Source organism: Rheinheimera sp. (assembly GCF_030690345.1).
Classification (GTDB): domain Bacteria; phylum Pseudomonadota; class Gammaproteobacteria; order Enterobacterales; family Alteromonadaceae; genus Alishewanella.
On sequence record NZ_JAUYGV010000001.1, the window covers coordinates 810,518 to 827,789 of the forward strand.

Here is a 17,272-nt window from a genome sequence, read left to right on the forward strand (position 1 = left end):
GTTAAAAAGCCAGATAAAGAAATGGCCGCAACAGCGGCCATCATAGCACTTAATCAGCGCTTACGCATAAACCGGCAAGCGGCTGCACAGCTCAGAAACCTGGCTACGCACCCTATCAATTACCGCAGCATCACCACGGCTGTCCAGCACGTCGCAAATCAGGTTGGCGACAGTGCGGGCTTCAGCTTCAACAAAGCCGCGACGGGTAATAGCCGGGGTACCGATACGCAAACCAGAGGTAACAAAAGGTGAGCGCGGATCGTTCGGCACTGAGTTTTTATTCACAGTAATGTGCGCTTGCCCTAACCAGGCATCGGCTTCTTTACCGGTGATATCTTTGTCAATTAAATCCATCAGGAACAGGTGGTTCTGCGTGCCGCCGGAGACAATTTTGTAACCGCGCGCAATCATCGCATCACACATTGCTACAGCGTTTTTCAGTACCTGCTGCTGATACGTTTTAAATTCCGGCTGCAGCGCTTCTTTAAACGCAACGGCTTTAGCCGCAATCACGTGCATCAGCGGGCCGCCCTGGCCACCCGGGAATACCGCCGAGTTCAGCTTTTTCTCAATTTCTTCGTTCTTACGCGCCAGAATTAAACCACCGCGCGGGCCGGCCAGGGTTTTATGTGTAGTTGTAGTTACTACATCGGCCACCGGCACCGGGTTAGGGTACAAACCAGCGGCAACTAAACCGGCAACGTGGGCCATATCCACCATCAGGTAAGCACCTACTTTGTCGGCGATATCACGAAACCGTTGCCAATCAACAATACCTGAGTAGGCAGAAAAACCGGCGATAATCAGCTTTGGCTTGTGCTCCAACGCCAGAGCTTCAGCCTGATCATAATCAATTACGCCGGTTTCAGGGTGCAGGCCGTACTGCACAGCTTTATATAGTTTACCGGATGAGCTGACATGAGCACCGTGCGTTAAGTGGCCACCGTGCGCCAAGCTCATACCTAAAATAGTGTCACCGGCATTTAACAGCGCCAGAAATACTGCAGAGTTAGCCTGTGAGCCGGAGTGCGGTTGCACGTTGGCGTAATCCGCACCGAACAGCTCTTTAGCGCGGGCAATCGCCAGGTCTTCAGCAACGTCAACATACTCACAACCACCGTAGTAGCGTTTATGCGGGTAACCTTCAGCATATTTATTGGTCAGCTGAGAGCCTTGCGCCTGCAATACGCGTGGGCTGGCATAGTTTTCTGACGCGATAAGCTCGATATGGGCTTCCTGACGGTCATTTTCATCTGTTATCGCTTGCCATAATTGTGGGTCGAAATCGGCAATATTCATATCACGCTTTAACATGCTCTCTCCTGGCGCGGCTTGCACGCGTAGTCTCAATAAAAATAAGTTTTAATAAAAATGCGCTACAACCAAACGGGCTGGTAAAAATTGGCCGCTATTCTACCGCTAAATCGGTTTTTATGCACTTAGAATTTAGCCATCTAAACGTCTGAAATAAAAATAGTCTGATAGTATTCGTCTGGCTTAACGTGGCGCAGGCTTTACAACCGGGGTGCAACCACCTAATATACTGTATATATAAACAGCTAAGGTGCGAAATGCGCAAAATCATACATATTGATATGGATTGCTTTTTTGCCGCTGTGGAAATGCGCGATAACCCGGCACTAAAACATGTACCGCTGGCTATAGGCGGCTCCAGACAAAGCCGTGGCGTAATATCTACCTGTAACTACCCTGCCCGCGCTTATGGTGTGCGCTCAGCCATGCCCACCGGCCAGGCATTAAAGTTATGCCCGCACCTGACGCTGCTAAGCGGCAGTATGGATAAGTACGTTACAGCAAGCCGGCAAATTCGCGCAATATTTGCCCGTTACACCGACCAGATAGAGCCACTGTCTTTAGATGAAGCCTATTTAGATGTTACCGACTGCAGTTTATTTCAGGGTAGCGCTACGCGTATTGCTGAAGATATCCGCCGTAGTATCGTTGCTGAGACCGGCCTTACCGCTTCGGCCGGGGTTGCGCCAAACAAGTTTCTGGCCAAAATAGCCAGCGACGAAAATAAACCCGATGGCCTCTTTGTTATCACCCCGGACAATGTCAGTACTTTTGTTAAAACCCTGCCCTTAAAACGCCTGCCAGGCGTAGGTACAAAAACCGCAGAGCGGCTCAGCCAGCTGGGGTTACATCATTGTGCCGATATTGCCACCGCACCGCTGCCACTGTTGATAAAACACTTCGGTAGCCTGGCCGATAGCCTGTTAAAACGCAGTCAGGGCATAGATGAGCGGCCGGTATGCAGTCGCGAGCAACGTAAATCGCTGGGTGTAGAGCGCACTTTGGAGCACGACTTACTGCAATACACTGAATGTGTAGAAATGCTGAGCCAGTTGTTACCGCAGTTGCAACGCCGGCTGGAGCATTACAGCAACACCGCAGCCGGACGCCAGGCACCGATCCAAAAAGTAGGGGTAAAGCTTAAATTCAGTGACTTTCGCCAAACCACAGTAGAAAAACAAGGCCAACCGCTGCAACTGGATAAGCTGCTGCCATTGTTGGATGAAGCCTGGCAACGCCGCCAGCAACAAGGGGTAAGGTTAATTGGTTTACAGATAGGGTTTAAAACCGACGCCCTGCAACAACTGGTACTGCCGTTTTAATATAAAATACCATGCTGCAGATAACAGAAAACCGGCTGTTGCCGGTTTTATGCAAGCCTGGCCGGAATTATCCGATAACAGTTACGTTCTCAGCTTGTGGGCCTTTTTGGCCTTCAGTTACTTCAAAAGTAACTTTCTGACCTTCAACTAAAGTTTTGCGGCCGGTACCGTTGATAGCACGGAAGTGAACGAAAACGTCCTTACCACCATCACGCTCAAGGAAACCGTAACCTTTCTCTTCGTTGAACCACTTAACTGAACCGGAAATTAACTGTGACATAACACTCTCTTACTTTAACTAGATTTGCCAGCTCGCTGGCGACTTAAATAGTACCGGCCATTGCAGCCGGCCAGTACATATTTTCGCCCTCATTATCAGTGAAGCCAAATAAGGGGTCAATAACCTTGCCTGCTGCGCAGAAAATATTTTCTGCTACGGCCGTACCAGCAACGTGTGCCACGTTACTGATAACCCTGTTATTGTCGGCGTACCGAACAACAACAATTTCAGTGTAGCAGCATTATTGCTGAAAAAATAACCAGCCCTGAATTTATTTTTGCTTGCGCCGCACCGGGGCTAAACCATCATCACCGCCTTCGAAAAATTGCGCTTTGGCTTTTTGCACGGGCTTAGTCGTTTTCGCTTTGGTTTTACCAGGCGCGGTCTTTTTCCCGGCCTTCGCTATCGGTGTTTCAGCTGCTGTTTTTAACTTACCGTCAAATTTCGCTGCCAGACCCTCTACCACACTAAAATCGGTAGGTTGGCGTAAAAACGCTTCAATCCGTGTCAGTGCCGGTACATCTTTTGGCCCAACCAGCGAAATCGCCTGCCCTTTGGCGCCGGCACGGCCGGTGCGGCCAATGCGGTGCACATACTCTTCAGCGTGTTTGGGCAAGTCAAAATTGATGACGTGTGATACCTGCAGTAAGTCCAGCCCGCGTGAGGCCAGATCTGTGGTCACCAAAACCTGATGTTTGCCGGTCGCAAACGCCTGCATTACGGCATTGCGGCTGCTTTGGGTTAATTTGCCGCTTAACCCCACAGCGCTGCGGCCCAGTTGTTCACACAGCAGCGCTAAGCGCTGTGCATCTTCGCGGGTGGCGGTAAAAATAATCAGCTGTTTAATATCGCTTTGCTGCAAGAAGTGCTGCAGCAGCGCTTCTTTATGTGTCAGGTGATCCGCCAGATAAAACTGCTGACTGATATCCTGATGTTGCTGATGTGATGAGCCCACCGCAACACGGTGTGGGTTTTTCAGCAGAGCCAGTGCCAGCTCATCTACTTCGGCATGATCCAGGGTAGCAGAAAACAGCAAGGTTTGGCGCAGACGGTGGTCCGCTGCTTTATTGATGACAGTTAGCTGCGGCATAAAACCCAAATCCAGCATACGGTCGGCTTCATCGAGGATCAGCATTTCCAGGCCGTTAATAAAGACTGATTTATGCTCCAGATGATCGACAAAACGGCCGGGGGTCGCCACGATGATATTCGGTTGGCGTTTAAGCAGCTTTTCCTGATCGTTAAAGTTTTCGCCACCGACAATCAATGCCGACGTTAGCGGTGTATTAGACACAAACAAGCGCAACTGTGCATAAACCTGCTTGGCTAATTCACGGGTTGGCGCCAAAATTAACGCCCTGGCATCACGTTTTGACAACGGCCGGCTTTTCAGCAAACGCTGCATCATTGGCAGTAAATAAGCCAGGGTTTTACCCGAGCCGGTTTGCGATGACACGATTAAATCACGGCCCACCATTACAGCAGGAATGGCTTCGTGCTGAATTTCAGTTGGCTTAACAAACCCCAGATGCTGTACCGAGCGCAACAGACGCGGATCAAGCGATAAATCATTAAATGGCAAAGTGAACCTCTTCAACCTTAAATTACCGCTATATGATAACCGAAGCTGACAAATTGAGTTAGTTTGATTTCTACAAGCGGATGCTTTGCGCTACTATATGCGCATTCGTGGCAGCGCCTTTCAGCACGCAATCAGCAAGGTTTATTATGAGTAATGCATTAAAAGAACAACTGTTAAAAGCCGGCCTGGCCGATGCAAAAAAACTAAAAGCGGTGAAAAAAGAAAAGCACCAGCAAAAAGTACAGGCCGGTAAAAAACAAGCTGTGGTAAACGAAGCCAGCGTACTGGCTCAGCAAAGCCGCGAGCAACAAATTGAACGCGACCGCCAGCTCAACCAGCAAAAGCAGGCGCTGTTACAGCAAAAAGCCATTGCCGCCCAGGTAAAACAGTTGATTAACAACAATACCATCAGAGCTCAGGGCGACGTGGCGTACAACTTTACCGACGGCAAGCTGGTAAAACGACTGTATGTGAATAACAAACTGCATGATGAACTCAGCCGTGGCATGCTAGCTATTGCCAAACAGGATGAACAGTATTATCTGGTACCGGCTGCAGTGGCAGAAAAAATTAAGCAGCGCCAGAGCGACAGCATTATTGTACTTAACGTAAAACAGCAACAAGTGGACGAAGACGATCCGTATGCCGACTTTAAGATCCCTGACGATTTAATGTGGTAAGCAGATTGTTCGGCTACCACAGCCGGCAGGGAGCCTGACATGACAACACAATTGGCACTGGCGAATATCGCTGAAATGATCCAGCTGCAAAGCTGGTTTGTTTCAGCAGAGCAGCAGCAAAGCTGGGGCGGTGACAACTTTGATTACCCGTGCAGCGAGCGGCGTTTTCTCGAATTGCTGTGTCGGCCCGGTACACAAAGCTACAGTTTGTCAGATGCGCACAGCGGTGAGTTATTAGGCTTTGGCCAAGTGTGTGACCGCTTTGAACGTCATCATTTGGCCAGGTTAGTGATCCGGCCGCAGCATCGTGGCAAAGGCCTGGCCAGAGTGCTGATTTTTGAGCTGATTATTCAGGCGTTAGGACAACAGCGACGCGATATCTCGCTGTATGTACACCGGCACAATAAGATTGCTGTGCAGTGTTACAGCCGTTTAGGTTTTACTGCCAGCCCGCCACCGGAGCTGGAAAACAGCCGTTTGTATTTTATGACGCTAACAGCGACTGAAGCCATTAGCCGGGCCAATCAATATCTTGCACAAATCTAACTGCTGCGTTGTCTGGCACTGACGCCTTTAACCTGCTGCGCGAATGCCGGGTTTAATTGCCATTTCGGCCGGATAGGCGTTAACGGTAATTCACGCTTGCGGGCTACCAATAGATAACTTGCGCCGAAATAATGCAGATATTGCTCCTGCCACTGCTGCCACCAGCCGTCATCATAGTGCTTTGCCAACATCGCCGAGCAGAAAAAGCGCTGCTCGGATAAAACTTCAAACCCCACCAGATGCAACCAGTCTTTAATCCGCGCCGGGCTGAAAAAACGCCCTTGCCACGGGTACTGCTGCGCCAAACCCGGCCAGCACTTAAGCAGGCCAACCATACTGTAAGGGTTAATGCCGGTTAGTAACAAATAACCGTCCGGCATCAGCACACGGTGGGCTTCGCGCACCACATGGTGTGGATCCGGCGTGTATTCCAGGCTGTGGCTTAGCAATACCGCATCGACACTGCTGTCGCTAACCGGCAGTGCATCGGCTTCCGCCTGCATCATCAGATTGCTGCCGTAGCGGCCAATAGTAATATGCTGCTGAATTTTGCAACCACTGGTGTCTAACTGACAGCTTAAATCGCCCACTTTGAGCAGGTAATAACCGAAAATACGCTGCCACCACGGCTGCAGTTTAACTGCGACAGCAGCAGCCAGCGCATCGCCCTGCGGCAACTGCTGCCACTGTGAGGGAAAAGCTCTGTCTTTTTCGCTTAACGCCGGTTTCATGTTAAATTGCTATCCGGATTAATCAATATCGCTGCCATTATGTACCAGATTACACCCATACCTGCGTTCGAGGATAACTATATTTGGGCCCTGTGTCAGCCTGAGCACTCATATTGCCTGGTAGTAGACCCGGGTGATGCCGACGTTGTATTACAATTTTTGGCGCAGCAGCAAAAGCAGCTACAAAGTATTTTGATCACCCATCACCACGCCGACCATACCGGCGGAATTGCCAAACTGCGACACCAGTTTCCGGATGCGCGGGTTATAGGCCCGGCGGCAGAGCAACATCTTATTCCTTCGCTAACTGAACAGGTTAAGCAAGGCGATACGGTGTCGTTACCACCGTTTAACCTGACGTTTGATGTACTGGACCTACCCGGCCATACCCTGGGCCATATAGCGTTTTATTCAGCCCCGGTTTTGTTTAGCGGTGATACTTTATTTAGCGCTGGCTGTGGTCGCTTATTTGAAGGTAGCCCTGCTCAAATGTGGCATTCGTTGCAAAAACTGTTGGCCTTGCCCGATAACACACTGATTTACTGCACACATGAATACACCCTGGCAAATTTACAGTTTGCCCTGCACGTTGATGCGGATAATGCTGCGTTAGTGGGATATACACAGCATTGCCGTGATTTACGTTTGGCAAAACAGCCAACCCTGCCGGCAATACTGGCAAATGAAAAACAAATTAACCCTTTTTTACGCTGCAATAACAAACTGTTGCAAAAAAAATGGCAAAAAGACACGGCTCTTGCTCTATTTACTATGCTAAGAGCAGCTAAAGACCAGTTTAAAGCCTGACTTGCAATACGCTGTCGAACAGGTAACATTCGTATTTTTACCCTTGGGATGAAGTAATGTTTAAAAAAATCTCTGCTCTGGCAAGTGCCGTTTTACTCGCAGGATGCGTCAGTACCAACAATTCCGACGAGATCAGCACCGCCGCAGCGACTGCATCAGACGTGCAGCCGGCAGATTTTCATAAACAGGCAGCATCCGCAGAACAAATTGCCAACCGCTTGTGGAATCTGAATATTGCCGCAGAGCCGGAAATCGTCACACCAGACGCCGCTGAGCTGGAAGACTTATGGCAGCGCATTCAGTTTCAACTGACCTTTAATGTGCCACAAACCCGGCCTATTATTGAACAGCGTAATTATTACAGCAGCCATCAAGCTTATCTTGACCGCATTGCTAACCGCGCCCAGCCTTTTTTGTACTATATAGTGCAGGAAATTGAAAAACGTAACATGCCGCTGGAACTGGCGTTACTGCCTATTGTAGAAAGTGCTTTTGACCCCTTTGCCTATTCCCATGCCGCTGCATCAGGTATGTGGCAGTTTATGCCCGCTACCGGCAAGCGCTTTGGTCTGAAACAAAACTTCTGGTACGACGGCCGCCGTGATGTTATAGCCTCTACCCGCGCGGCGTTGGAATATCTGCAGTATTTGCACGACCGGCTCGAAGGTGACTGGTTAAATGCTATCGCAGCGTATAACTCCGGCGAAGGCCGCATTCTTGCAGCAATAAAACGTAATAAACAACGGCGCTTGCCTACCGACTTCTGGTCTTTGGACTTGCCGGCAGAAACCACAGCTTATGTACCTAAGCTACTGGCATTAGTCGATATTTTAAAACGCCCGGATGATTTTGATATTGTCTGGAAGTTTATTGCCAACGAACCGAAAATTGATATCGTTGACGTTGGCGGCCAGATAGACCTGGCGATAGCAGCAGAAATGGCCGGGTTAAACGTATCTGATATTCAGGCATTAAACCCCGGCTTCAACCAATGGGCTACCGATCCGGAAGGCCCGCATTATCTGGTGTTACCGCAACATACCACCGCAGCGTTTTCACAACAGCTGGCACAAACCCCGGTACAAAACTGGCTGCGCTGGCAGCGCTATACCGTGGTAAAAGGTGATACCCTCGGCAAAATTGCACAGCAACACAGCACCGCAGTGGGTGCTATACAGCGTATTAATAAGTTGTCGGGCAACACCATTCGCATTGGCCAACATTTATTGATCCCGATGGCAAACGCCGACACAGCAGATTACAGCCTGAGCCAGCCCAACCGTATAGCCAAAGCACAGCAACAAACGGCAAGCGGTAACAAACTGGCATATACTGTCAAACATGGTGACACCCTATGGGATATCAGCCGCGAGCATAAGGTCAGCGTAGAGCAACTGGCAAAGTGGAATGGCATTGCCCAACGCGCGCCACTCAAATTAGGCCAGCAGTTAGTTATATGGCAGCAAGCGTCAGACAGCCGCAGTACCGGCATCTCGCGTACTGTGACCTATAAAGTGCGAAAAGGTGATTCGTTAGCCCGTATTGCCCAGCGCTTCAGTGTTAGCGTGGCTGACATTGTTAAATGGAACAATATCAACAGCAGCAATTACCTGCAGCCAGGACAGCAATTAAAACTGGTGGTAGGTTTAACCCAGGTTTAAAGCTGCCATTGTCAAAAGGAGCCTTGTTATGAAAGCCGGTTTATTATCAGGCTGGTTGTTGTCTGCAACAATGCTCTTCTGCTTGCCCTGTTATGCGCAATTTGATATCGCAGGTGAAGGCAAGGTGCAGCTTATAAAAGGTGGCGAGCAGGAGTTTGACTTCGGCTTCAGCTATTTTCGTCAGGATGGTAGCTATCGCTTTATCGTTGGCCGCCACAGTTTGTCTGTGCATACGGTGCCACAAAAATACTCGCTGGCGTTAATTCTGCAAGATGACAAGCAGGTCTGGGTGCCGGATTTTATTAACGAACCCCTATCCGGCTTTGAACTGCAGATAGAAGGCTACAAACTGAAACTCTATCAGCAGCCCGCCGTTGATGACCAGCCGGGTAAGTTTATTTTGCAATTTAACGATGAAAACTATCAGTTCAGCCGCGGCCCTGGTCAGGTCAATTTCTATTTCACCGAGCAAGGCATCAAAGACGTACGTGTTGAAGGTATGTTTAAACCCAAGCGTTAAGCTGTTATTCCGGCTCTTGCTGCAACTGCAGCGACGGCAACATGCCCGATGCAATACATAAGCACGGTGCCAGCAACATTAGCCACCAGCCCTCATACAAAGCAATACCATGCCACCAGGAAAACGTAACGGCACACAGCTGAAACACTAAGCCAAACAGCCCGGCATATACCAGGCTTTTGTTAAGCCATCTTTTGGGTAACTTGTATTGTTGCGTCATATCCACTCACACGGCAAAGCCTGAACGTGGCAAAACCAGCTGTTCAGGCAATAACACTTAACCGGCATTTAACCACTTTTGTACTGCTGACGTTAACTCATCCGGGTGAAATTTGGCAATAAATTGATCTGCACCTACCTTGGTTACCATAGCTTCGTTAAACACACCGCTTAAGGATGAATGCAGGATAATATGGATTTTACGCAGATTTTCATTGGCTTTAATTTCACTGCACAAGGTGTAGCCATCCATTTTCGGCATTTCAATATCCGAAATCAGCAGCGGTATTTCACGGACAAAATTATCACCTAACTCATCGGCTTTTTTAAGCAACCATTGCAGTGCTTCGTTGCCGTCATTGGCCAGCTCAACTTTAACGCCAATAGAGGCCAGCGCGCGTTTCACCTGATTACGTGCTACGGCGGAATCGTCAGCAACCAGTACAGTAATTTGCGATAAATCAATGGCTGATACCTTGGATTTAACGCTTTCACTGACCTCTTCGTTCATCGGACAAATTTCGGCAAATACTTTTTCCACATCCAGTATTTGCACCAATTTATTGTCTATTTCTGTCACAGCAGTTAAATAATGCGCTTTGCCGGAGCCTTGCGGCGGCGACATAATTTGCTCCCAATTCAGGTTCACAATGCGATCTACGCCAGCGACCAAAAAGCCCTGGGTATTACGGTTGTACTCCGTTACCAGAATATAAGCCGCCGATAAATCTTCTAACCGCTTGCCGCCTGTGGCCTGGCTCATATCAATTACCATCACCGGCACACCACGTAAATGGGCAATGCCGCGCACGCAGGGGTGTGAGCCCGGCATTTCGGTTAACTCCGGGCACTGGATCACTTCACGTACTTTAAATACGTTGATGCCAAAGCGCTGAGAGCCATTCAGGCGAAACAACAATAACTCTAACCTGTTTTGTCCAACCAGATTGGTGCGCTGGTTGACTGATGCCATTAAATTACTCATTACTCTCAACCTCTTGCCGATGTATTGCCTATTATGTCCGAAGCGGACACGCACGTCGCTGTTATTTTTGCCGGCCGTTGCCAACACAGCAAAAGCAATGGGGATTACGCTACAGAGTTAAGCATAGGCGACTATAGCTAATCGTCTAGTGCCGGGCAGTAAATGCTGATGCCGGCATCACAGGCCGGCATCAGTCGGGACAACTTTATTGGGCGTCGGGTTGTTGTTCAGGCGCGGCCAGCGCGAAAGCGGCCAGCTGCTGACAGTTATGCTGAATAGCCATAACGGTAGGAAATGCGCTCATATCCTGCGCAAAGCGCAGCGCGTTATACACTTGCGGCACCAGACAAATATCAGCCAGGGTCACCTCATTGCCAAAGCAAAACTGCCCCGCGCTTTGGCTCAGCCGCTGTTCCAGCGCGGTAAAGCCGCTGTGCAACCAGTGATTTATCCAGTCGGCTTTTGCGGCGTCAGTCACGGCCAAAGTACCGCTAAGGTACTGCAATACGCGCAGGTTGTTCAGCGGATGAATATCGCAGGCAATATCCAGTGCCAGCGCCCGTACTTTGGCTTTAGTCGCGACATCTTGCGGCAATAACGCCGGCTTGGGGTACATCTCGTCCAGATATTCAATAATCGCTAACGACTGGTTCAGGCTGATATCGCCATCTACCAGGGTTGGCACCAGTTCAGATGGGTTTAACGCTTTATAGCTGTCACTGTGTTGCTCACCGCCGTTTTTTACCAGGTGCACCGGCAGGTTTTCAAAACTCAGCTGTTTTAAATTCAGTGCTATACGCACACGATAGGCTGCTGAAGAGCGCCAATAGCCGTAAAGTTTCATTGCAGGTCCTTAACGTACGGAGCTTCGAATACGCGGCTGCTGCGTACATTTTTTCTGCAACACGCCGTAAACCCATCCCTGGGGGCTCGTTTATGAATTTCGTCCATGAAATTCACCGTTCCGGCCAGCGACGCTGTTCAAATTCGCTCCCGGCGAATTTGTCAGGCCATCCGGGCCTTCAACGGTCGCAGAAAAAAGTACATCCGCATCCGCTTGCTAATGGCTAAGCTTTATATTGCACCACTTGCTGATCAATGGCGCCAAAGATGCTGTTGCCCTGAGTATCCAGCATTTCCATGCGGATGGTATCGCCAAACTTCATAAAGGCGGTAGACGGCTTACCATCACGAATGGTTTCAATCATGCGGATCTCAGCAATACAGCTGTAGCCCACACCGCCCTCATCCACAGCAGTACCATACTCTGTACCCTGCTTGTTTGATACGGTGCCCGAACCAATAACCGCCCCGGCGCCCAGATTACGGGTTTTCGCCGCATGCGCGACTAACTGGCCAAAGTCGAACGTCATATCGATACCGGCATTTGGTTTGCCAAACAGCTTACCGTTGTAGGTAGACAGCAGCGGCAGATGCACACGGCCATCGCGCCAGTTATCACCCAGCTCGTCCGGTGTTACCGCTACCGGGCTGAATGCAGATGACGGCTTGGACTGAAAAAAGCCAAAACCCTTGGCTAACTCATTCGGAATAAGACCACGCAAGGATACGTCATTGACCAGCATCAGTAAGCGGATTTTGCTGCGTGCTTCATCAGCGCTGCATGCCATTGCTACATCATCGGTAATGACGGCTACTTCGCCTTCAAAGTCGATACCGTAGTCTTCACTGACCACTTCAACATTGTCACGCGGGCCGATAAAGTCATCCGAGCCACCCTGATACATTAACGGATCGGTCCAGAAGCTTGGCGGCATTTCGGCATTACGCGCTTTGCGCACCAACTCTACATGGTTAACATAGGCACTGCCATCGGCCCATTGATAAGCACGTGGTAAAGGCGACTCACACTGGCCTTCGTCAAACGCCATTTCACCGTCTACGCTACCGCTGTTCAGTGCCTGATACACTTGTTCCAGCTTCGGGCTTAATTGCACCCAGCTATCCAGCAATTGCTGCATAGTGGCAGCTACTGCCGGCACGGCTACACAACGGCTTAAATCGCGGCTGACGACAACCAGCAAACCATCACGGCTGCCATTTTTTAAACTTGCTAACTTCATTCTTATTCCTTAGCCTGCTCAGGTTTTACTTTCCAGCTATTCACATATTCCGGGTTTTCCGTGGCCAGTGCCGCAGTGCCTATCTCCAGTGCATCACGGGTATCCAGCATAACGGCAACTTCGTCGGTAAATTTCTTTTTATACTCGCGCCCCGCTGCAAAAGCTTTCGGGTGCGGGCCATGGGTAAAACCGGCCGGATGGAAAGTGACCATACCTTTTTCGATATTATCGCGGCTGAAAAAGTCACCGGCATGGTAAAACAACACTTCATCATAATCGTCATTGTTGTGATAAAACGGTACTTTTAATGCGCCGGGATCACTCTCAATCGGCCTGGGCACAAAAGTACAGACCACAAAGCGCTGCGCGACAAAGGTCGTATGCGCCGAGGGCGGTAAATGATAGCGGTGGCTCATCAGCGGCCGGATATCGCGCCAGTTAATGCGCATTAGCGCTAAATCACCGTGCCAGCCTATCGCATCCAGCGGATTATACGGGTAAGTAATAACCGATACCTGGCCGTGGCGTTTTACCTCAACCTGCCATTGCTGCTCGCTGTATTGCGCTTTAAAGGCATCATCAATTTTCGGCGTATCCAACATTGCCGGATCAAAAATTGCGTGATTACCCACCAGGCCTTTTTCCGGCAGCTGAAAGCTGTCGTTAGTGGCCTCTATCAGCAGGATAAACATCGGCTCTTTTGGCTCTAAGCGCCACATGGTCGAGCGCGGGATCACTATGTAATCGCCGTCGCGCACTGTCATATGGCCGTAGTCGCAGTAAAGCTCAGCGCTGCCCTCGTGAATAAACAACAGCTCATCACCGTCGGCGTTGCGCACCAGCTTGCTCATATTGTCACTTAAGCGCCAGGTACGCATTTTACAATGCGCATTAAACAGCAGGTTGGGTACTGCCCACGGTGAATTAGCGTTATCTGCACCTATTTCATTAAAGTTAAACAGGTGCGGCCGCAATGGCCCTTGCCAGTCAGTCCAACCGGTAGGCGCATGGCGGTGATGAAAGTGCGTGGCAGGGCCAAAAAAGCCGCTGCGGCCGGTTTCACGCTCATATATCGCCTGCTCAGGAAAATCAGCATGCGCTTGCCTTGATACATCCCCTTCCTTTAACGGAAACGATGCCCATTTACGCATTGCTTAACACTCCGCGCTGGATTTGATCTTCTTCGATAGACTCGAACAGTGCTTTAAAGTTGCCCTCGCCGAAGCCTTCGTTGCCTTTACGCTGAATAATTTCAAAGAACACCGGGCCAATTACGGTTTTGGTGAAGATTTGCAGCAAAATGCCGTCTTTCATCGGCGCGCCGTCAATCAGAATACGTAAGTCACGCAGCTGGTCTAAATCTTCGTCGTGGCCCACTACCCGCTCGTTTACCTTGTTGTAATAGGTTTCCGGCGTTGGCATAAAGTCCATACCGCGCTTACGCAGCGTACGCACTGTTTCATAGATGTTTTCGGTGGTCAGCGCGATATGCTGAATACCCTCGCCTTTGTATTCACGGATAAATTCTTCAATCTGAGATTTGTCATCAGAAGACTCGTTAATCGGAATACGGATCTTACCGCAGGGCGCTGTCATGGCTTTAGACACCAGGCCTGTCAGTTTACCTTCAATATCAAAATAGCGGATCTCACGAAAGTTACCGATATTTTCATAGAAACCGGCCCAGACATTCATATTGCCGCGCATCACGTTGTGGGTTAAATGATCCAGCACTTCCAGGCCAACACTGTGTTTGGCCATCTCAAGCTGCCAGTTGTCGTAATATTTAAAGTCGACGTCGTACACACTGCTGGCACCATAACGGTCAACAAAATACAGCAAGCTGCTGCCAATACCGTATACGGCAGGAATATTCAGCTCCATCGGGCCAATCTGGTTTTTGTACTCTTTGGCGCCGTTGGCAACAGCATGCTTTAATGCGTGAGCAGCATCTTTTACCCGAAACGCCATGGCGCACACGCTGGGGCCGTGCTGACGGGCAAACTCTTCTGCTTGCGAATTAGGCTCGGCATTAACAATAAAGTTGATATCGCCCTGCTTGTATAACCAGGCTTGCTTAGAGCGGTGCTGTGCCACTTCGGTAAAGCCAAGCGAATGAAATAAATCTTTCAGCTTCTGAATGCCATCAGCATCAGCGGCGGTATATTCAACAAATTCAAAACCATCAGTACCCAGTGGGTTTATTTTATCTAACATCTGTTTGTTCCCTGCTACGTCTTCGATGGCGCTATGATGCGCTTGCGGCAAAAAAAAGAAAGAGGCCGGCATGCGACAGTGCAATCAAGGCTAACTGCTTGTTTTGTAAAGTTGGCAATACGAAAGTCAGTTTTTGCGCAAATGCGATCAAAAAGGGCCGCCAAATCGCGTTGGCAGCCCTTCTGCAGTACAGTTTTTCGCACAAAGTGTAGTTAAATTTTTACACTCTTACGGTTAATGCCATAATCTCGCAGCTTATTGGCAATAGCGGTGTGGCTTAAGCCCAGCTTTTTCGCTAACTGACGCGAGCTGGGATAAGCCGGAAATAACTTACGCAGTAAGTTAGCTTCAAAGCGTTTTACCGCTTCGTCCAGAGTGCCGTCAAAGTCTTGCTCTAAGTAGCCGAAATCGTTGTTGTAGCTTGGTAATTGCAAATGCTCTTTGTCCAACTCAAAGCCTTCCAGCAACGTAATGGCGCGGTATAAAGCGTTCTCTAACTGGCGCACATTGCCCGGCCACGGGTAATTCTGTAGAAAGTTCGCGCAGTTATCGGTTAGCTTCGGCGATTTGCGGCCCAGCCGTGCAGCAAAACGGGCGATAAAGAATTCAGCCAGCGGCAGCACATCCTGTTTACGCTCACGCAGCGCCGGTAACGCCAGCGTCAGTACATTAAGGCGGTAGAACAGGTCTTCGCGGAACTTACCTTCCTGCACCATGCCGGGCAAGTCTTTTTGCGTGGTGCAAATTACCCGCACATCGACTTTTACTTCATTTTCATCGGCGACGCGGCGAAAGCTGCCGTCTTGCAAAAAGCGGATCAGCTTGGTTTGCAATGAATGTGACATCTCACCAACTTCATCTAAAAATACCGTGCCGCCGTTGGCTTGCTCGAAAATACCCTTTTTACCTTCAGTGGTGCCGGGAAAAGCATTGGTGCCGTAGCCAAACAGTTCAGACTCGGCAACATTGTCCGGCAAGGACGCGCAGTTTAACGCTAAAAAAGGTTTACCCGAGCGGCTGCTGGCAGCATGACAGGCGCGCGCCAGCAATTCTTTACCGGTGCCGGTTTCGCCCATGATTAAAATAGGCGCATCCAGCTGCGACATTTTTTTTGCTTCGCGCACCACTTTACGCATCAAGTTACTATGCGCTTGTAAGGTGTTAAAGCTTTCCTGGTCGCCTTTCTTAAACGCCACCATATGCTGTCCCAGCCGGCTTTCCGATTTTAAGTTGATCACTGCACCGGCCAAAATCTCATGGCCGGTTTCATCCGGCACCATTACCGGCAGAATATCGGCCACAAAGCGCTTGCCATGAATTTCCAACCGCCGCGTTTGCGCCAGCACGTCATCACCTTCTAACCAACGCTGAAAATTAAAGCCTCTGACCATGCCCTGCAAAGACTGGCCGGCCACGGCTTCACGCTCTACCGCCAAGGCCTCCAGCGCCGCATCGTTAATCACCGTAACATTGGCTTTAATGTCTACGGCAATTAAGCCATCGGGCAAGGTGCGCAGCAGGGTAGACAATTCGTTGTGCTCACGCTCGGAGGGCATAAAGGCAGTGGTTTTTACATCTTCTACGCCGGCAATGCGGCGCATCTTGGTCATCAATTCCTGAAACTTTTCAAAATTTACCGTTGGAAATGACACATACATCCGGCTTAAACCGGGATCGACTTCAATGCCGCGCAAATCCAGCTGATAACTCACCAATACATTTAATACTTCCTGCGCCAGCCCCAGCCGGTTCTGGCATTGAATTTCTAAACGCATACCGCAATATGTCCCAAGCCCAAGTAATTAACCGCATAATACGGTATAACGCCAACAAGAGACCAGTAGTTTTGTAAAGAAATGTGAACAAAAAGACGATTTAGCGGCTTATTGCGACAAGCGGCAATAAAGGCATAGCGGTAGTGAAGAATAAAAAAGGTAGCCATGAGTGGCGCTTGGACGCCACTCAGCAGGGCACATTAAGCAGACAGCAGGCTATCGGTTTTAGCCGCACAAATAAAATCGTTTTTATGCAGGCCTTTAATCGAATGCGACCACCAGGTGACCGTTAACTTGCCCCATTCCAGCAACAGCGCAGGATGGTGCCCTTCGGCTTCTGCCAGCTCTGCTACTTTATTATGAAACGCCCACGCCAGCTTAAAGTTTTTAAATTTAAACTCACGTTCCAGCTGCAAAATACCGTCACGTACTACCGGCGCCCAATCAGGGATCTGCCGCATTAATTCAGGTAACTCGGCATCAGATACTTTAGGCGCATCAGCGCGGCAGGCTTCACATTGCATTGCTTTTAATTCAGACATTCTGTAA

Annotated in this window: 18 protein-coding genes; 6 read left to right on the forward strand and 12 right to left on the reverse strand. The window is 49.6% G+C overall.

The genetic code is table 11. The features are described from left to right. Positions 1-60: 60 nt before the first annotated feature. Positions 61-1,314 carry a serine hydroxymethyltransferase gene (glyA, locus tag Q8O77_RS03875; protein WP_305551557.1) on the reverse strand — a complete coding sequence of 418 codons (1,254 nt, stop codon included), beginning with the start codon at positions 1,312-1,314 and terminating at the stop codon, positions 61-63. 257 nt (positions 1,315-1,571) lie between these two features. Here glyA and dinB point away from each other — a divergent pair, with 257 nt between their 5' ends. Continuing rightward, the gene (dinB, locus tag Q8O77_RS03880; RefSeq protein WP_305551558.1) at positions 1,572-2,636 is read left to right on the forward strand and encodes a DNA polymerase IV; all 1,065 of its coding nucleotides are present in this window, start codon (positions 1,572-1,574) and stop codon (positions 2,634-2,636) included. A gap of 67 nt (positions 2,637-2,703) precedes the next feature. Here the strand turns inward: dinB and Q8O77_RS03885 are convergent, their stop codons facing one another. Further along, complete coding sequence (locus Q8O77_RS03885; RefSeq protein WP_068230058.1) at positions 2,704-2,916, reverse strand: cold-shock protein; 213 nt, start codon at positions 2,914-2,916, stop codon at positions 2,704-2,706. A gap of 271 nt (positions 2,917-3,187) precedes the next feature. Continuing rightward, a complete protein-coding gene (locus tag Q8O77_RS03890; protein WP_305551559.1) occupies positions 3,188-4,498 on the reverse strand; it encodes a DEAD/DEAH box helicase in 1,311 nt (436 codons plus the stop codon). A gap of 146 nt (positions 4,499-4,644) precedes the next feature. On the opposite strand from Q8O77_RS03890, the gene Q8O77_RS03895 reads away from it, so the two are divergent. Beyond that, positions 4,645-5,178 carry a DUF2058 domain-containing protein gene (locus Q8O77_RS03895; RefSeq protein WP_305551560.1) on the forward strand — a complete coding sequence of 178 codons (534 nt, stop codon included), beginning with the start codon at positions 4,645-4,647 and terminating at the stop codon, positions 5,176-5,178. Between the two features lie 39 nt (positions 5,179-5,217). Next, complete coding sequence (locus tag Q8O77_RS03900; RefSeq protein ID WP_305551561.1) at positions 5,218-5,724, forward strand: N-acetyltransferase; 507 nt, start codon at positions 5,218-5,220, stop codon at positions 5,722-5,724. On the opposite strand, the gene Q8O77_RS03905 is transcribed toward Q8O77_RS03900, so the two are convergent. Next, positions 5,721-6,455: a class I SAM-dependent methyltransferase gene (locus Q8O77_RS03905; RefSeq protein WP_305551562.1), complete on the reverse strand. Its 735-nt coding sequence runs from the start codon at positions 6,453-6,455 to the stop codon at positions 5,721-5,723. The genes Q8O77_RS03900 and Q8O77_RS03905 overlap by 4 nt on opposite strands. A 39-nt stretch (positions 6,456-6,494) precedes the next feature. On the opposite strand from Q8O77_RS03905, the gene gloB reads away from it, so the two are divergent. The 3 genes from gloB to Q8O77_RS03920 are packed head-to-tail and all read left to right on the forward strand — an operon-like array spanning position 6,495 to position 9,443. After that, positions 6,495-7,262 carry a hydroxyacylglutathione hydrolase gene (gene gloB / locus Q8O77_RS03910; protein WP_305551563.1) on the forward strand — a complete coding sequence of 256 codons (768 nt, stop codon included), beginning with the start codon at positions 6,495-6,497 and terminating at the stop codon, positions 7,260-7,262. A 56-nt stretch (positions 7,263-7,318) separates the two neighbouring features. Beyond that, complete coding sequence (locus Q8O77_RS03915) at positions 7,319-8,923, forward strand: LysM peptidoglycan-binding domain-containing protein (protein WP_305551564.1); 1,605 nt, start codon at positions 7,319-7,321, stop codon at positions 8,921-8,923. Between the two features lie 28 nt (positions 8,924-8,951). Then, entirely contained in the window at positions 8,952-9,443 is a 492-nt protein-coding gene (locus Q8O77_RS03920) for a hypothetical protein (protein ID WP_305551565.1), read from the forward strand. A gap of 4 nt (positions 9,444-9,447) precedes the next feature. Here Q8O77_RS03920 and Q8O77_RS03925 read toward each other — a convergent pair whose 3' ends face one another. The 8 genes from Q8O77_RS03925 to Q8O77_RS03960 form a co-directional block, all read right to left on the reverse strand. Then, a complete protein-coding gene (locus tag Q8O77_RS03925) occupies positions 9,448-9,663 on the reverse strand; it encodes a hypothetical protein (protein ID WP_305551566.1) in 216 nt (71 codons plus the stop codon). A gap of 57 nt (positions 9,664-9,720) precedes the next feature. After that, complete coding sequence (locus tag Q8O77_RS03930) at positions 9,721-10,647, reverse strand: chemotaxis protein (protein ID WP_305551567.1); 927 nt, start codon at positions 10,645-10,647, stop codon at positions 9,721-9,723. A gap of 205 nt (positions 10,648-10,852) precedes the next feature. Continuing rightward, entirely contained in the window at positions 10,853-11,491 is a 639-nt protein-coding gene (gene maiA, locus Q8O77_RS03935; protein ID WP_305551568.1) for a maleylacetoacetate isomerase, read from the reverse strand. Positions 11,492-11,714: 223 nt separating this feature from the next. Further along, a complete protein-coding gene (locus Q8O77_RS03940) occupies positions 11,715-12,731 on the reverse strand; it encodes a fumarylacetoacetate hydrolase family protein (RefSeq protein WP_305551569.1) in 1,017 nt (338 codons plus the stop codon). A gap of 2 nt (positions 12,732-12,733) precedes the next feature. Then, complete coding sequence (locus Q8O77_RS03945; RefSeq protein WP_305551570.1) at positions 12,734-13,882, reverse strand: homogentisate 1,2-dioxygenase; 1,149 nt, start codon at positions 13,880-13,882, stop codon at positions 12,734-12,736. Further along, on the reverse strand, positions 13,875-14,948 hold the full coding sequence (hppD, locus tag Q8O77_RS03950) for a 4-hydroxyphenylpyruvate dioxygenase (protein ID WP_305551571.1): 1,074 nt from the start codon (positions 14,946-14,948) through the stop codon (positions 13,875-13,877). Before hppD ends, Q8O77_RS03945 begins: the two co-directional genes overlap by 8 nt. A gap of 212 nt (positions 14,949-15,160) precedes the next feature. Continuing rightward, on the reverse strand, positions 15,161-16,723 hold the full coding sequence (gene tyrR / locus Q8O77_RS03955; protein ID WP_305551572.1) for a transcriptional regulator TyrR: 1,563 nt from the start codon (positions 16,721-16,723) through the stop codon (positions 15,161-15,163). A gap of 200 nt (positions 16,724-16,923) precedes the next feature. Continuing rightward, the gene (locus Q8O77_RS03960; RefSeq protein WP_305551573.1) at positions 16,924-17,265 is read right to left on the reverse strand and encodes a 4a-hydroxytetrahydrobiopterin dehydratase; all 342 of its coding nucleotides are present in this window, start codon (positions 17,263-17,265) and stop codon (positions 16,924-16,926) included. Between the last annotated feature and the right edge of the window lie 7 nt (positions 17,266-17,272).

Bases quoted from the DNA above. Each gene is read 5' to 3' on its own strand.
- glyA (WP_305551557.1), bottom strand. From the start codon at position 1,314: ATGTTAAAGCGTGATATGAATATTGCCGATTTCGACCCACAATTATGG.
- dinB (WP_305551558.1), top strand. From the start codon at position 1,572: ATGCGCAAAATCATACATATTGATATGGATTGCTTTTTTGCCGCTGTG.
- Q8O77_RS03885 (WP_068230058.1), bottom strand. From the start codon at position 2,916: ATGTCACAGTTAATTTCCGGTTCAGTTAAGTGGTTCAACGAAGAGAAA.
- Q8O77_RS03895 (WP_305551560.1), top strand. From the start codon at position 4,645: ATGAGTAATGCATTAAAAGAACAACTGTTAAAAGCCGGCCTGGCCGAT.
- Q8O77_RS03900 (WP_305551561.1), top strand. From the start codon at position 5,218: ATGACAACACAATTGGCACTGGCGAATATCGCTGAAATGATCCAGCTG.
- Q8O77_RS03905 (WP_305551562.1), bottom strand. From the start codon at position 6,455: ATGAAACCGGCGTTAAGCGAAAAAGACAGAGCTTTTCCCTCACAGTGG.
- gloB (WP_305551563.1), top strand. From the start codon at position 6,495: ATGTACCAGATTACACCCATACCTGCGTTCGAGGATAACTATATTTGG.
- Q8O77_RS03915 (WP_305551564.1), top strand. From the start codon at position 7,319: ATGTTTAAAAAAATCTCTGCTCTGGCAAGTGCCGTTTTACTCGCAGGA.
- Q8O77_RS03920 (WP_305551565.1), top strand. From the start codon at position 8,952: ATGAAAGCCGGTTTATTATCAGGCTGGTTGTTGTCTGCAACAATGCTC.
- Q8O77_RS03925 (WP_305551566.1), bottom strand. From the start codon at position 9,663: ATGACGCAACAATACAAGTTACCCAAAAGATGGCTTAACAAAAGCCTG.
- Q8O77_RS03930 (WP_305551567.1), bottom strand. From the start codon at position 10,647: ATGAGTAATTTAATGGCATCAGTCAACCAGCGCACCAATCTGGTTGGA.
- maiA (WP_305551568.1), bottom strand. From the start codon at position 11,491: ATGAAACTTTACGGCTATTGGCGCTCTTCAGCAGCCTATCGTGTGCGT.
- Q8O77_RS03940 (WP_305551569.1), bottom strand. From the start codon at position 12,731: ATGAAGTTAGCAAGTTTAAAAAATGGCAGCCGTGATGGTTTGCTGGTT.
- Q8O77_RS03945 (WP_305551570.1), bottom strand. From the start codon at position 13,882: ATGCGTAAATGGGCATCGTTTCCGTTAAAGGAAGGGGATGTATCAAGG.
- hppD (WP_305551571.1), bottom strand. From the start codon at position 14,948: ATGTTAGATAAAATAAACCCACTGGGTACTGATGGTTTTGAATTTGTT.
- tyrR (WP_305551572.1), bottom strand. From the start codon at position 16,723: ATGCGTTTAGAAATTCAATGCCAGAACCGGCTGGGGCTGGCGCAGGAA.
- Q8O77_RS03960 (WP_305551573.1), bottom strand. From the start codon at position 17,265: ATGTCTGAATTAAAAGCAATGCAATGTGAAGCCTGCCGCGCTGATGCG.